At 41.3% G+C, this 12927-nt stretch carries 12 protein-coding genes; 4 read left to right on the top strand and 8 right to left on the bottom strand.

The window, feature by feature from the left end; all coding sequences use genetic code 11:
* The coding region (locus IQQ51_RS26580) for a substrate-binding domain-containing protein (protein WP_228012651.1) at window positions 1-350 on the top strand (350 nt) is incomplete at its 5' end.
* Between the two features lie 223 nt (window positions 351-573).
* On the top strand, window positions 574-3033 hold the full coding sequence (locus IQQ51_RS02560) for a hybrid sensor histidine kinase/response regulator (RefSeq protein WP_193840275.1): 2460 nt from the start codon (window positions 574-576) through the stop codon (window positions 3031-3033).
* 110 nt (window positions 3034-3143) lie between these two features.
* On the opposite strand, the gene IQQ51_RS02555 is transcribed toward IQQ51_RS02560, so the two are convergent.
* The 4 genes from IQQ51_RS02555 to IQQ51_RS02540 all read right to left on the bottom strand — a co-directional run bounded on the left by IQQ51_RS02555 (window position 3144) and on the right by IQQ51_RS02540 (window position 5947).
* On the bottom strand, window positions 3144-3935 hold the full coding sequence (locus IQQ51_RS02555; RefSeq protein ID WP_193840274.1) for a carbon-nitrogen hydrolase family protein: 792 nt from the start codon (window positions 3933-3935) through the stop codon (window positions 3144-3146).
* 149 nt (window positions 3936-4084) lie between these two features.
* Entirely contained in the window at window positions 4085-4507 is a 423-nt protein-coding gene (locus IQQ51_RS02550; RefSeq protein ID WP_193840273.1) for a lysozyme inhibitor LprI family protein, read from the bottom strand.
* A 58-nt stretch (window positions 4508-4565) separates the two neighbouring features.
* Window positions 4566-5075, bottom strand: coding sequence for an NUDIX hydrolase (locus IQQ51_RS02545; protein ID WP_193840272.1), 510 nt, complete (start codon window positions 5073-5075; stop codon window positions 4566-4568).
* Window positions 5072-5947, bottom strand: coding sequence for a hypothetical protein (locus IQQ51_RS02540; RefSeq protein WP_193840271.1), 876 nt, complete (start codon window positions 5945-5947; stop codon window positions 5072-5074). The genes IQQ51_RS02545 and IQQ51_RS02540 overlap by 4 nt, the downstream gene beginning before the upstream one ends.
* Before the next feature lie 331 nt (window positions 5948-6278).
* On the opposite strand from IQQ51_RS02540, the gene IQQ51_RS02535 reads away from it, so the two are divergent.
* Together IQQ51_RS02535 and IQQ51_RS02530 are read left to right on the top strand one after the other, a co-directional pair.
* Window positions 6279-7850, top strand: a complete 1572-nt coding sequence (locus IQQ51_RS02535; RefSeq protein WP_193840270.1) for an EAL domain-containing protein — start codon at window positions 6279-6281, stop codon at window positions 7848-7850.
* Window positions 7851-7946: 96 nt separating this feature from the next.
* Window positions 7947-8345: a hypothetical protein gene (locus IQQ51_RS02530; protein ID WP_193840269.1), complete on the top strand. Its 399-nt coding sequence runs from the start codon at window positions 7947-7949 to the stop codon at window positions 8343-8345.
* Window positions 8346-8415: 70 nt separating this feature from the next.
* Here IQQ51_RS02530 and IQQ51_RS02525 read toward each other — a convergent pair whose 3' ends face one another.
* The 4 genes from IQQ51_RS02525 to IQQ51_RS26575 all read right to left on the bottom strand — a co-directional run bounded on the left by IQQ51_RS02525 (window position 8416) and on the right by IQQ51_RS26575 (window position 12713).
* On the bottom strand, window positions 8416-9084 hold the full coding sequence (locus IQQ51_RS02525) for a hypothetical protein (RefSeq protein WP_193840268.1): 669 nt from the start codon (window positions 9082-9084) through the stop codon (window positions 8416-8418).
* 214 nt (window positions 9085-9298) lie between these two features.
* Entirely contained in the window at window positions 9299-10036 is a 738-nt protein-coding gene (locus IQQ51_RS02515; protein ID WP_122080796.1) for a hypothetical protein, read from the bottom strand.
* Window positions 10037-10195: 159 nt separating this feature from the next.
* Window positions 10196-11065: a hypothetical protein gene (locus tag IQQ51_RS02505; RefSeq protein ID WP_193840267.1), complete on the bottom strand. Its 870-nt coding sequence runs from the start codon at window positions 11063-11065 to the stop codon at window positions 10196-10198.
* A gap of 166 nt (window positions 11066-11231) precedes the next feature.
* On the bottom strand, window positions 11232-12713 hold the full coding sequence (locus IQQ51_RS26575) for a hypothetical protein (protein ID WP_228012650.1): 1482 nt from the start codon (window positions 12711-12713) through the stop codon (window positions 11232-11234).
* Between the last annotated feature and the right edge of the window lie 214 nt (window positions 12714-12927).

Raw genomic sequence — 12927 nt, 5'->3', positions numbered from 1 at the left:
CCAACTTTGAATGTGACGGTGGTTTTGACTCTTATCAGACATTGAAAACTCGTGGCGAAATGCCGTCTGCCTTGTTCGTCAGTAACGATATGATGGCGATGGGCGTGATTCACGCTGCGGCGCAAGATGGCACATCGATTCCGAATGATCTGTCTATCATTGGCTACGATGACATCCACCTGTCGAAGTACATGACACCCGCGTTAAGCACTGTCCACCAGCCAAAACATCGTTTAGGTAAAGCCGCAGTCGATACCTTACTAAGCAGATTACAAACTCCAGATGCTTATCCGCAAGTCGTTGAACTTGAACCTACTCTTGTTGAACGAAGCAGTGTAAAAGCGATTTAGTACTCACCACACCATTGAAAGCTAGCTTATTGAGCTAGCTTATTGAGCTAGCTTTTTTGTCTTTGGAACATAATAACGCCACTTACTCGCCCCTAAAATGCCGTTAATATTCAAAACTTACACGCTAAAATATGCATTTGCGCACTCAGCAACTATTCACGCAATTAACGACTAATTCATCTACACTAATATTAAATAACAACGGCATGGAGAGCGTAGTTGTATGATCGCGGGTTGGTTTGACAATATATCCCTACAAAAAAAGCTATTAGTCAGCTTTTTAATTCCTATCACTTTGATGGTCATCGTATCTTTCTCTGTGTATGAAAACACCCAATCTATTGTGAAAGATAACCATTGGGTTGTTCATACTCACAAAGCCATAGCCCGAGCTCAAGAGCTGCTCAACCTTATTGTGGATATGGAAACCGGACAACGCGGCTACCTAATCACTGGCGATCCCGTTTTTTTAGAGCCCTATCATCTGGCACTGGATGTTTGGCGTCAAAAAATGCAAAGCCTATCAACTCAAGTGAGTGACAACCCCCCTCAGGTTGAACGCCTCAAACGAATCGATGATATTCACAAGACATGGCTAAAGGAGTCGGGTGAAAAAGAGATCATGCAACGCAACCTCGTCAATAAAGGCGAAGCGGACATGCAAAGTGTCGTCTACCTCACTCAACAACAGACCGGAAAACAACTGATCGATAAAATCCGTAAAGAGATCGCTCAATTTATCGATATTGAACAGCAACTTATCAGAGTCAGAGTCGATAAGTCCGTTAACTCGGCCAACCAAACCACTTACGTACTGGTTGTCGGTACCCTGTTTTCAGCATTTATCTCATTGCTTGTGGCGGCGTGGTCATCAAACCGCATTAAACGAAGAATAGACATACTACTCGCAGCCGCAAACCAAGTTGCTGCTGGCCATTTAAAAGAAGGGGCATCGACCCTCAAACTTTCCTCAAACATTAACGCTCAAGACGAAGTAGCTCACCTCAGCCATAGCTTTCAAACAATGGCAACAAACCTGGTAAAAAACGACAATGAAATGCGAGCGAAAAATCAGGAGCTAATCGCAGAACGAACCAAAGCAGAAGCAGCTGTTAAAGCCAAAGGCGATTTTCTGTCTACCATGAGCCACGAGATCAGAACACCAATGAACGGCGTTCTTGGAATATCTCAAATCATTGCAAGCCAGACCCAAGAACCCGAAACAAAAGAGAACATCAACATCATTCTCGATTCTGGTCACCACTTGATGACGATACTCAACGACATTCTGGACTTCTCAAAAGTCGAAGAAAACAAGCTTGAGCTAGACGTGGCTCCCTTTAACTTTGTTCAAGTCATGCAGCCTGTATGCAGCGCTCTAAAACCCTTAGCCGATGAAAAAGGCATTCGCCTGTTGATCGAAAATAACATACCGAAAAACATCCAACTCGTCGGAGACCGTGCAAGGCTACGCCAAATCATGTTCAACTTGGGTGGCAATGCGACCAAATTCACCAAAGAAGGTCATGTGTCCATACAAGCTGACCTCAATCGCCCCAACAACCAGCTGATTCTCACCGTGACAGACACCGGGGTTGGTATCCCGAAAGATAAGCACGAGCAGGTATTCAATTCATTCGAACAAGCCGACACTTCGACAACAAGGAAGTTTGGCGGAACAGGGCTTGGCCTCGCAATCGTCAAGAACCTAGTCAACCTCATGAATGGAGAAATCACATTAACCAGTGCAGTTGGGCTTGGTACAAAATTCCAAGTCTCTCTGCCTATCACATGGCAAGAAAGCAAAGCGAAAGACATCGCGACCCATACAGTCGATGCAGAAACTCTCAGCTTTGACTCGTTAAGTATCCTGTTGGTGGAAGATAACCGTATTAATGCCATTGTTGCACAAGGCTTCTGTGAAAAACTCGGCCATCATGTTGAGCATGCGGAGAACGGGAAATTGGCGATTGAACGCCTCAAAACCACTCAATATGACCTTATCTTGATGGACAATCATATGCCTGAAATGAACGGGGTCGAGACAACAAATTACATCCGCGAAAAACTGAAACTCGATACCTTGATATTTGCTTACACGGCCGATGTATTCCGTGAGGCGCATGACAACTTTATTCAGGCGGGTGTCGACCATATTCTGACCAAGCCTCTGCAGCAAGAGAGTTTCTTCGACGCCCTACAACAGTTCTCAAGTCGATTACCGAAACAAACCGCAGCCGAAGGTTCGAGTGAGAATGAAAACATTGTCGAGCTTCATCGTAAGCCGATTGAAACGTTAAGGTTAACGGAAGAAGAGATCAGCCATTCAGAAGTGATACAAATACTGAAAGATGACACGGAAGGGTTCAGCTTACTTATCGACTCAACCATTATTGAGTTCGAACAGTCGGTTGACCGCGTCATCGAATACTATTTGGCGAAAGAATTGGAGCCACTTTGTCGTACTCTGCACTCCATTAAAGGTATGTCGCTGAACTTAGGCCTTAACATGCTTTCTAAGCAGGCATTGGAGCTAGAAGTCGAAGCCAAAAATCAACAACTGCCGGATATTGAACGACTGCAAAAGCTGCTCAATCGTCTTATGGTCAATATCCATCAAGCGCAGCGGATGAAAAACGCCCATTCAGTCGAGCATCTGAACCAAATGAACGATCAAGCTTAAGAACGCTTCGTTCTCAAACTAAAACGCAAGGCTTAATCACCTTGCGTTTTTCGATCTTATACCGCGCTAGTCTCTGTTCTAGCGATTTAACGGTTTAACGGTTTAACGGTTTAACGGTTTAAGAGAGTGGTGATTTGCTGCATCTCATCTTCAACATCAACGCCATTGTATTGCGGCGCAATCGAGAGATCTTGAATACTTACGGTTTCTACCGATTGCTTGTCGTTGAGCTGAGTCATTAACTCCCCTTTTGGTGAGTAGACTCGGCTGTTACCACAATACGTCGCGGTAAACGCATCAACCACATCCTGTCCAACCCGATTACACGTCACGACATGACACCCCTCTTCTAAAGCCCTTGCTTGAGCAATAGCAAAACTGTGCTGCCCGCCGAAATTGGCAGGGTGAAGAATAATATCGACCGACTGATAGGTTCTCATGATCTCCGGGAACCAAATATCAAAGCAAATCGCGACACCAAACTTTAAGCCTTTGTGCTCAAACGTGAGGCGCTCGTCCCCTCTCGAGAAATACTGCTTATCGAATTTAGTTTGACTGATTTTTCTGTATTTGTGTCGTAAACCGGAAGCATCCACAACCACCACACTATTGTAATATTGGTCGCTATCTTTCTCGGCAATGCCTGCAACAATCAAGGTGTGATGCCTCGCTGCAAGCTGCGTTAATGAATCAATAGTACTGCTGTCGGCGAAGTCTTCCGCCAATTCGTGAATTTCTTCAGCGTCATTAAAAATATACCCAGTCGTGAACAGTTCAGGCAGTAATGTAATATCCCCGACTGACGGCTCCGCTTGCAAAAGATCAGAGACCGAATCAATATTCTTTTGTTTGTTCTTGTATTCAACTTCAAGCTGAATAAGCGTGATACTGACATTATTCAATAATCGAATCCTTGCTAGGTAATACTTCAAGCTATAATGCTTCAAGCTGGAGACTAAGAACGAAAGAGTAAAGCAATCCCCTATCGTTTTCTTATTCGCCCGCCAAAGGTTGAAGCAGGTGCACAGTGCTGTACGTATTTTAAACCTGCCTACGGCGCTAATTTAGGCTCTGGTAAAACCGGAGGCGTGCTGTCCATATAGGTTAAGAAATTCACCCACACCTCATGCGTGCGCTGCTTGGTTAACGTCGTCTTGCAGGAAAGCGCCATAACCCCTCGAATAGAACCTTCACGCCATTGGGTGTACACCGAGTCACAATGCGCTGTCATGTACACCTGCCAGCTCTCCTGAGCCTTCTTAATTGATGCCACCAGCGCAACATCATAAGCATTGTGCTCAAAGCTGGCTGCAAGGTATTTATCCAGTTCCGCTTGTGCGGATTCCAACTCAATTGCCGCACACTGATTGATCTCGATGGTATTCATCGCATTCTCGCAATCAACAACACCGTCATCGGCCAACGCAGAGAATGAGAAGCACACCGCTATGAGTGCTGATATCAGTTTTTTCATTATGTTTTTTATGAGATGTTCATAAGTAATAGGAATAGATTAAGCCTCAATGACCATTTCAAGATTCAATAGATAGTGGATACTTGCTCCAAAGTAATGCAAAAGCACTCAATGTAAATCCATCCGTAATCTCACCACGAGAAATCAACCTTCGAATATCTGACTTGGCAACGTTCACAATCCCATTTACTTCGCTGTCACATCCTTTAACGCGCTGTTCTTCCCTAACTTGTGCTAAATAAATATCGACTTCAGAAGCTAAAATGGCAGAATTAGGTTTAACAGAGCCAAGTTTTTCTACCTGTGATGGCTCAACTAAATAACCAGTTTCTTCAAACAGCTCCCTCATAGAAGTTTCAAGGCTAGACTGTTGGTCTTTCCCATACCCTCTTGGGGCTTCAATTTGGTTTTCTTTGCCGTGAGCAATCCTAGGTATCAAGACAAAAATATAAGAGTCATTAGTTTCTACTAGCACCACAGCACCATTTTCAGAATCTGGCTCTATGACATAGTGGAATACACCGTCTTTGACTACGCTGAACCAAGGGTTTGAATACTGTTCAATCATTTTATTTCAAGTCCCATATATTTTTGCATTTTTGGATACATGCCAAACCAGTTCTGTCTTGTCATGGTCTTCTCTGCACTGTCTTTGAGCTTGTCTTCTATGTACCCCATGGCTTCATCAGTTATAAGCTGCATCAACTCTACACTGCCCAATGTGGAAATTATTTCAAAAGCTTTGTAAGGATATTGGATCAACTCAATTTCATTTTTTAGTGATTTGTATACAACACCTGCATCAAGTATTTTCTCGGGAACATTATTTAGTATTTTTATGTCGTCTAACAAAAAGCCTTCTCCCTTAGTCGCAAACAGTGAGTTGTATGCAGGGTTAATTACCTCACTCTTAAACCTCAAAGACTCTATTGAACTAACTTTACCGAAGTAAATGTCCGATTGACTGTACCAGTCTGATCTTGAATACACTTTGTCGGTCATGCTCTTAAATAGAATCCTATCACCGTCAGACTCAAAATAATGGTTCAATGCTGAGTCATCGTCGATACGACGAAATACCTCATTTTGTAAAGCATCTTGCTGTAAAGCGACTCTCTCTGAACGATAGATTATGCTGTCGAGGGCAAGCTGAGTATCTCGCAAGCGCTTACGTAAAATATTTAACTGATGATTGCTTAAACTCCCTTTAAGAGGATTCCCTTCAAAGCTTGAGAAAATGAAATTGTCAGGTAAATTTTCAAAATATTCCTCCAATTCAAAGTTACTCTCTAAGTTAAACCCTCTAATAACTAGTTTGCCAGCTCCTTCTTCATTTAAGTATTTTACAAGGTTTGCCCGCATCAAGACTTCATCAAAACATGGGTTATCAATCAATGTGTTCGGGGACAGCACTACACCATCTCCAAACGTCATTCCCATTAAAAATCTCTTTCGTAACTCACAACGGTCTAACTGCCTCACTGAATCACAATTTGAGAGCAATAGTTTTTCTTTGAATAACAATTCGAAATCCTTTTCATCGACGCATATTGTAGTAAGGCAACAATAGCTAACTTGCTCAAAATCATATCAACCCCACCAAGAAAAAACGAGATAACATCAAGATTTTGCTGGTAAAAACAGAAAACATATTATTTATGCCAATAATTCGTGCCTGCATTCACAATATTAATTATTTATATTGCTACGTAATCGTTAACTTTATAAATTAAATCGAATGCTCACATAAATCGGTAACGCTTCTCCAACTATGGATATCAAGTACCAAAACATTGCCAAGACTTCATTTTACTTTGCCATTTCTTTCTTTTTTTCCATGGCAATGCTCATTCCTTTTACACCGCATCACTACCAAACATTAACCGAAGACACATCAAGGTTAGTCGAAACCAGGTTAGAAGGGCTCCAATCAAGGTTCGACCGTTTTTTATCTGAAGTTAGACCTGAACAGTCTTGCGACGCGATCGTTAGACAGCTTCGACAAAACGTTTTTGAAGCCGATTGGGTAAAAGAAGCAGCGGTATTCAATAAAGAGAACCGATTTTACTGTTCAACCACCGATGGTGACGTTTCATTTCGCCTATACAGCACCATTAGGCAGCGACTCAATGACGACCCGAATTTAACGACCCTGTCGTATTCCAACTCGGCCATCACGCAAGTTCAGTCCATCATGCTCATTTTCTCGAACAAAGAAGATGCCGGAGTGAGCCTGATGATTCCGCCACACTTCATCTATGACCTTGTTGAAACAAACCTGAGCAGCCATGGAATACAGGCCAAAGTAGAGGTGATCAAAAGAGATATCCACCCTACCGATATTGACTCATCAATCGCCAAGGTGCGGATACAATCGAACACCTACCCATTGACCATCACCTCATACATTGGGTATCAGTTTTATCTTCACTTCATGTTGAGCTATTTGTGGTTTGGCTTTTTGATGGCCGGAATCACCACCATTATTCTCCTTTCCATCAAACATAAAAAGCAGAGCCAACGCAGCTTAGAGTATTCGCTTTCAAGTGCGCTAAAAAACCAACACCTTCATGTTCACATGCAGCCTATCGTTAATCAAAACACCAACGAGATCGTCGGCTGTGAGTCACTATTACGATGGAACGACCCAATTGAAGGTAACGTCTCCCCTGCTATTTTCATCCCGCTTGCTGAAAGCTTAGGCTTGATTGAGGAGCTCACCTACTTCGTGCTGCGCAAAGTATTAATGACGTTGAAAAGCAATCAAGACGTGTTCGAATCGAAGTACATCAGCGTCAACATCAGCCGCAACGTCGTGTCCAACAGTAACTTCTCTAACAAAGTGATCAGCATCTTTAAAAGACACCCTGAAATCCTCAAGCAGGTGGTATTTGAAGTAACAGAAGATGGTGAATGTTCTGATGCCGACATGGTCAAAATTAGAGACAACCTAACCAAGCTATCAAACATGGGCGTAAGAGTTGCGATTGATGATTTTGGTACAGGCTACGCAGGGTTAGATTTCGTAAGACAGTTCCCGTTCAGCATTCTCAAGATTGATCGCGTGTTCGTGAAAAACATATCCGACGAATCCAGCTTTGGTCTCCCTTTGCTAGAGTCGATGCTTCAACTATCACGAACCTTAGGCATGCAAGTCATCGTCGAAGGTGTCGAGTATGAGTCACAGGTGAAAATCTTATCTAAGCTCGGTGTCGACTATATCCAAGGCTTCTATTTTTATAAGCCAATGCCGATAAACCTGACTATCAGCTTACTCAAGCAACAGCATTTTGAGTCCGATAACGTTGAGGAACAAACAAACCAGACATTTCCTGTTACATAAGCCACTGAAAAACTGCGAAAGAAAACGCGAAGGCTATGGGTCTCTTTTGATGAACATTTAAATCATCGCATCATTGAATGCATCACAAGGGAAATCATGGAAAAGACACTTCAAACCAAACTGGCGACTAGCCTACTACTGCTGAGAATCGGCATTTTTATCGTCTTCTTGTTCTGGGGCTTAGATAAGATCCTTGTCCCTGAGCACGCGACAAAAGTACTGTCTGGCTTTTACGGCATCGACATCTCGAACAATGCGATGATGGCTTTGGGTGTCGCGCAGCTCGGATTTTTTGGCGCATTCGTTGTAGGCATGTGGAAAAAGTACACCTACGGAGCCATTTTAGTTCTTCATGCAGGCTCAACCTTTTCCTCTTTTGGAAAATACATGGACCCGTTCAACAACCTTCTATTCTTCGCTTCTTGGCCAATGCTCGCAGCGTGTGTCGCAATCTTCTTACTTCGCGACTACGACACTTACAGTGTTGCCAACTAACACTAAGGGCGCCGTTAATGGCGCCCTGTTTGGTTTTCTTGATTTTTTGAATGCTTGTTAGGCAAGCGAGTTATCGAAAGTTTCGCAGTACTTTGTACTTAACACTGTGATTATTCGCCTCGATAATCTCCAGCTGCGCGCCTTTATAGCCAACAACTCTTGAAGAATTTAGATCATACTCAACATCATTCGTAAAAGCTGCTCGTGCTTGACCATTACTAAATTCACGATAGCTAATATTGACTTTATTTCCGACTTTTCCTGAATAAAGTAATGTCTGCTGAAAAGATAACATGTCATTCGTAGTATGCTTTATTTCATTAAACTCGGCAGATGTACAAACCGTACCACCTAAAGTTGAAACACCACAAATTTCACGATTTTTTTGATCAACGTACATGCCACCATAAGGATCAGCTAGTGCGCTAGGCTGTACCATACCGTGCTGAGTTGGTGTGTAGAAGATTTTGTTTTTGCTATGCCCTATTTGAGTATAGATACCAGGTGCGAAAGTATAACCACCTAAAACACCCACAGAAGCACTATGCTTTAGCGAGATTGCGTTTACTGTAGTTTGCTTTCCTTTGGCGAGCATTTCATCACCTACATAAGCAACTGTTTCAACGCCGATAGGCGGATGGTCGATTAATGTTTCTTCAACACCACCACCATTATGCTTAAGCGATGTACAACCAGATAAGATACTAAAACTAGCTAAGACCAATAGGGCTTTACGCATATATTTGCCTTTCAAATATTTATGGAACAAAAGTCTGTATATTAACTGGTTTACGTAGTTTATGCGATAAATTTAGATAGATAGCCTAACGCCTGTTAAGGGGTGAGCAACGCAATACCGAAGCCGCCGCATACCACCTTAAACACTAAACGCAACGCATAGCAAAAATGCCAAGCATTGCGAATCATCCTTAAACAGATTGTTAGCATGATTCTTACGTACAGTACTTGCTCGCTTTCCCATGAGAAAAACCCGCGATTAAATCAAGCTTATTGATACGCTTCTCTCGAACTGTCTCTTCATTTCTATCAACAATTTTCGTCAAGAGTAAGTACTCTCGATTGAAGAAAAATGAGAAACTATCCCCTTCGGAGTTTGCGACAATAAAGCATTCTTCATATATGTTTTCCACACTACTATTCTTAGCAAGATCATCATAGGGATTACTTCCGTGAGTCGATTGGTACCTTGAAAGCAACTCCTTGACCAAACTCGGGCTTCCCCATGTAACCAATACAACTTTTTCATTTAGATCGAGTAGAGAAAAATGCTTTTTAAAATATTCCCCTTTAGTAAGGAAAACACCATATTTGTATATGTCCTCACCTTTAAAAGGTAGCTTTAGTTCCATACCGTCGGGATGGTTACGGGCGCTATCAATCATCCGTGTGATAGCCTTATTTCGTTTACCGTACATTTTCGCTAGTTTTGATATGGCTTCCAAACCACCTTCACCGGGTGTATTTATCCTAGATATCAACCCGAACAGCTCATCAATTTTACTTTTTTCAGTGTTGCATTTTCTGCATACGTTAAAGTCACCTTTAGCATTTGTTCTTTTTTTGCTAACAGCAATTTGTGGTATCAAATGCTCTACAGAACGTCCGGCATCCGAATTTACGGATTTCTTAACGGCGATGCCGCAATAAACACAATTCTGATTTTTAATCATAGTATTAATCAAAGCCTATAAATTTTTGAGTGCGCTGCATTCTAACGCCCTGCTAAGGTGTGAGCAAAGCAATACAAATGCCGCCGCATACCACCGTAGACACTAAAACCAGCGCATAGTAAAAATGCCACGCGTTGCGAATCCCTCTTGAACAGTTTGTTAAGTGTTTAATTTCGTCGAACTTTCATTTAGGTACTCGTGGACGATAACAGCTTCAATTGGATTAAGTGGACGTGTAGTGCTCACTTTGTTGCCATTTAATGTAACAACACCACTGTCGATTAGAAGATTTAAGATATAGTCTTTATCCTCTTTCTTCATCACACTCGCTTCATCAAACGGCATTTTTTCATAAGCTGTGACATAACTTTTTAGTCCATCCTCACCTACAGGAGCCTCAGCAACTTCACGGTTTTTGTTCTCAATACTTACAGCTTGAGTTTCAATAAAAGTGTTTACATCAGAACCATCGAGCATGATGATTTTCCCACCTATATAATGAGGAAAGCCATTTAACTTTTCATAGTTTATTGAGTTTTCGAGTTCTTTAAATCCCGAACCATCGATAGTAAGGTTGTGATTTACCACTTCGAAGTAGAGGTCTACTGTAAAGTTGAATAAGGCAGGGTATATATCTACATATTTCCCATAGTTGATGGTCGCTTCTTTCAAATATTTTATGGTCTGCTTTGACTTTAGATTACGTATCGCATAGTCGACCACTTCCACAGGCAACAAACTAATTAGTTGAACTTCAGCATGAACCACCTTTACAGATGCAACAGAAATAGCCTTAGAAGAATTAAGTAACTCTGATTCATGAGTAGCGAAATTTCTCAGCGCCTTTAGAGCACGATAACGTTTATTCTTGCCAAAATTGACCGATTTTACTTTTTCTAGCTTCTCGCATGCACTACACATCACCGACAGTAACTCTTTAAGATCGTCGGCATCCGATGAAGCACAGTACTTGAAATACTTGTTGAAGAAGCGGGATAACTCTAGTTCACAACTTTTTAGAGGGGTCATAATTACAGCTCATTACTAATACTGTTGCGTATTCTACTGTAGTCTGTGTAACGATGGAATTGCTTAAACACTTAACGCCGCATTAAGGTGTGAGCGGCGCTTGGCTATACTTGAGCGAAGCGAAACTGCCAAGCGTTGCGAATCACTCTTAAATGCTTTGCTATAACTATATTTCACGCCTAGGTTCCAGAATCTTAGCCTCGAAGCCTTTCTTCTCTCCAACGCAAGCTGTACCGTAGAAGACTTCTGTAGATAAGTATCTTCTGTGCTTACTGATCGCATCCAATACAAATCGAAAACTAAGCTGCCTTTCTATATCAGTAAGGCTATGTTTCATCATATCAATCGTTGGCATCCAATCATATAAATAACGACATTCATCAAGAATCAACATATCCATATACATTGGAGTGTCTTTAGCGGTATATTTCCAGCGTTTAGTCGCCTCGACGTTAACATGATAGGGCACTGCTAATTGCCTAAAAAGCACTTCCTTAACTTGATGAAACAAGAAATAATCGCAAAACTGGTAGTATTGATTAATCCAGTCTACACCTTCTAATTTTTTCATCGAATGACTATGAAATTTGCCCTCTCCATTACCTTCAGAGAGGAGAAAACTTGCTTTGCATATATTATCAATAAAAGTTTTTTCATCATTTTGTGAGCTTAATTGGAGGATAAACTGCTGAGCATACTGCTTAAAATCAGAATCCTTATGTATTTCATCAGGGAAAAAGCTGTCCTTTTTATTTAAGGTTTGGCTTAGACTACCTAAAGTCCATAACAAAGAGTGGCAGTTTGGCTCACATAACACTACTCCAGCGTAAATACCGTCTTCTTCGTCTTCTTCGTCTTCTTCGTCTTCTAGTGAAGAATCAGCGACTGAGGATTCCAAAACAACATCATCAAGCTCAATACTTGGGTCTTGTATATAATCAAAAAATTTTTCAGCACTTATAGTAAACTGGTGCATTTCCTGTTCAATCTGAGCCCTTTCTTCTTCAGATAGTTCATATTTAAATAAAGACTCGATATCTTGTTTAAGTTTTGTCTTATCAGATATATCAAATAGGTTTTTAAATAAAACATGGTTGCTCGATAGCCTATCATAAGGCGTGATTTCTAAAACCATATCAATCAATAACCTAGTAATGTACTCACCATAATAATTATCTAGATCACTTTCTACTATTTCGAGCCATTCTTCTAAATCATAACCATGTGCTAACGCCCCTTCCGTTACATTATTATAATGTTCACTACATTCAAGAAACGATTTAGGGTACAGATACAAACCAACTAGTTTAGCCAATAGCTTTCTTGATTCAGAGTCCTGTTCCTCTGTGGGCAAACATACATTTGTTATCAATGAACCGGGTGAATTAAGAGTGTGGTAAGACAGAATATTTGAAATAGTTTTTAATGTCTTATGCTTCTTACTTTTACTCGGCAAAGGACCACAAAAATCTAGATAAATGATGTCAAATTTTTGAGGCGAAGCTTGGAAAAAGTCACTCACTCCTGCCTTTATCAGCTTAATAAATGGAAACTCCGAAGATAAAGCGGATACAACAGCATCATTATAAGTCTGAGCATGGCTTTCAAATGCCCAAATATTCTCCGGCAAGACACCGAGTTTAGTCATTTCTCGAAGGTCATTTTCTGGGTTCGGACCCGACAAGTATGCGATTTTTAAATTTTCAGGTTTCTTAGATTGAATTATGGAATCATAATACTTTTCCCAGCGATCTACAGTTGCATTGGGCGTTGTTGATCAAATCAGCTTGAAGATCAACGATGCCATATTTGACTAGCCGTTAGCTTCTAACGGGCATACCTAGTCCTATGACTTTGTTTAT

The organism is Vibrio sp. OPT18, from assembly GCF_015163615.1.
GTDB lineage: Bacteria > Pseudomonadota > Gammaproteobacteria > Enterobacterales > Vibrionaceae > Vibrio > Vibrio coralliirubri.
This window is presented reverse-complemented; position numbering and strand designations above follow the sequence as displayed.

Bases quoted from the DNA above. Each gene is read 5' to 3' on its own strand.
- IQQ51_RS02560 (WP_193840275.1), top strand. From the start codon at position 574: ATGATCGCGGGTTGGTTTGACAATATATCCCTACAAAAAAAGCTATTA.
- IQQ51_RS02550 (WP_193840273.1), bottom strand. From the start codon at position 4,507: ATGAAAAAACTGATATCAGCACTCATAGCGGTGTGCTTCTCATTCTCT.
- IQQ51_RS02545 (WP_193840272.1), bottom strand. From the start codon at position 5,075: ATGATTGAACAGTATTCAAACCCTTGGTTCAGCGTAGTCAAAGACGGT.
- IQQ51_RS02540 (WP_193840271.1), bottom strand. From the start codon at position 5,947: ATGGGAATGACGTTTGGAGATGGTGTAGTGCTGTCCCCGAACACATTG.
- IQQ51_RS02535 (WP_193840270.1), top strand. From the start codon at position 6,279: ATGGATATCAAGTACCAAAACATTGCCAAGACTTCATTTTACTTTGCC.
- IQQ51_RS02530 (WP_193840269.1), top strand. From the start codon at position 7,947: ATGGAAAAGACACTTCAAACCAAACTGGCGACTAGCCTACTACTGCTG.
- IQQ51_RS02525 (WP_193840268.1), bottom strand. From the start codon at position 9,084: ATGCGTAAAGCCCTATTGGTCTTAGCTAGTTTTAGTATCTTATCTGGT.
- IQQ51_RS02515 (WP_122080796.1), bottom strand. From the start codon at position 10,036: ATGATTAAAAATCAGAATTGTGTTTATTGCGGCATCGCCGTTAAGAAA.
- IQQ51_RS02505 (WP_193840267.1), bottom strand. From the start codon at position 11,065: ATGACCCCTCTAAAAAGTTGTGAACTAGAGTTATCCCGCTTCTTCAAC.
- IQQ51_RS26575 (WP_228012650.1), bottom strand. From the start codon at position 12,713: ATGACTAAACTCGGTGTCTTGCCGGAGAATATTTGGGCATTTGAAAGC.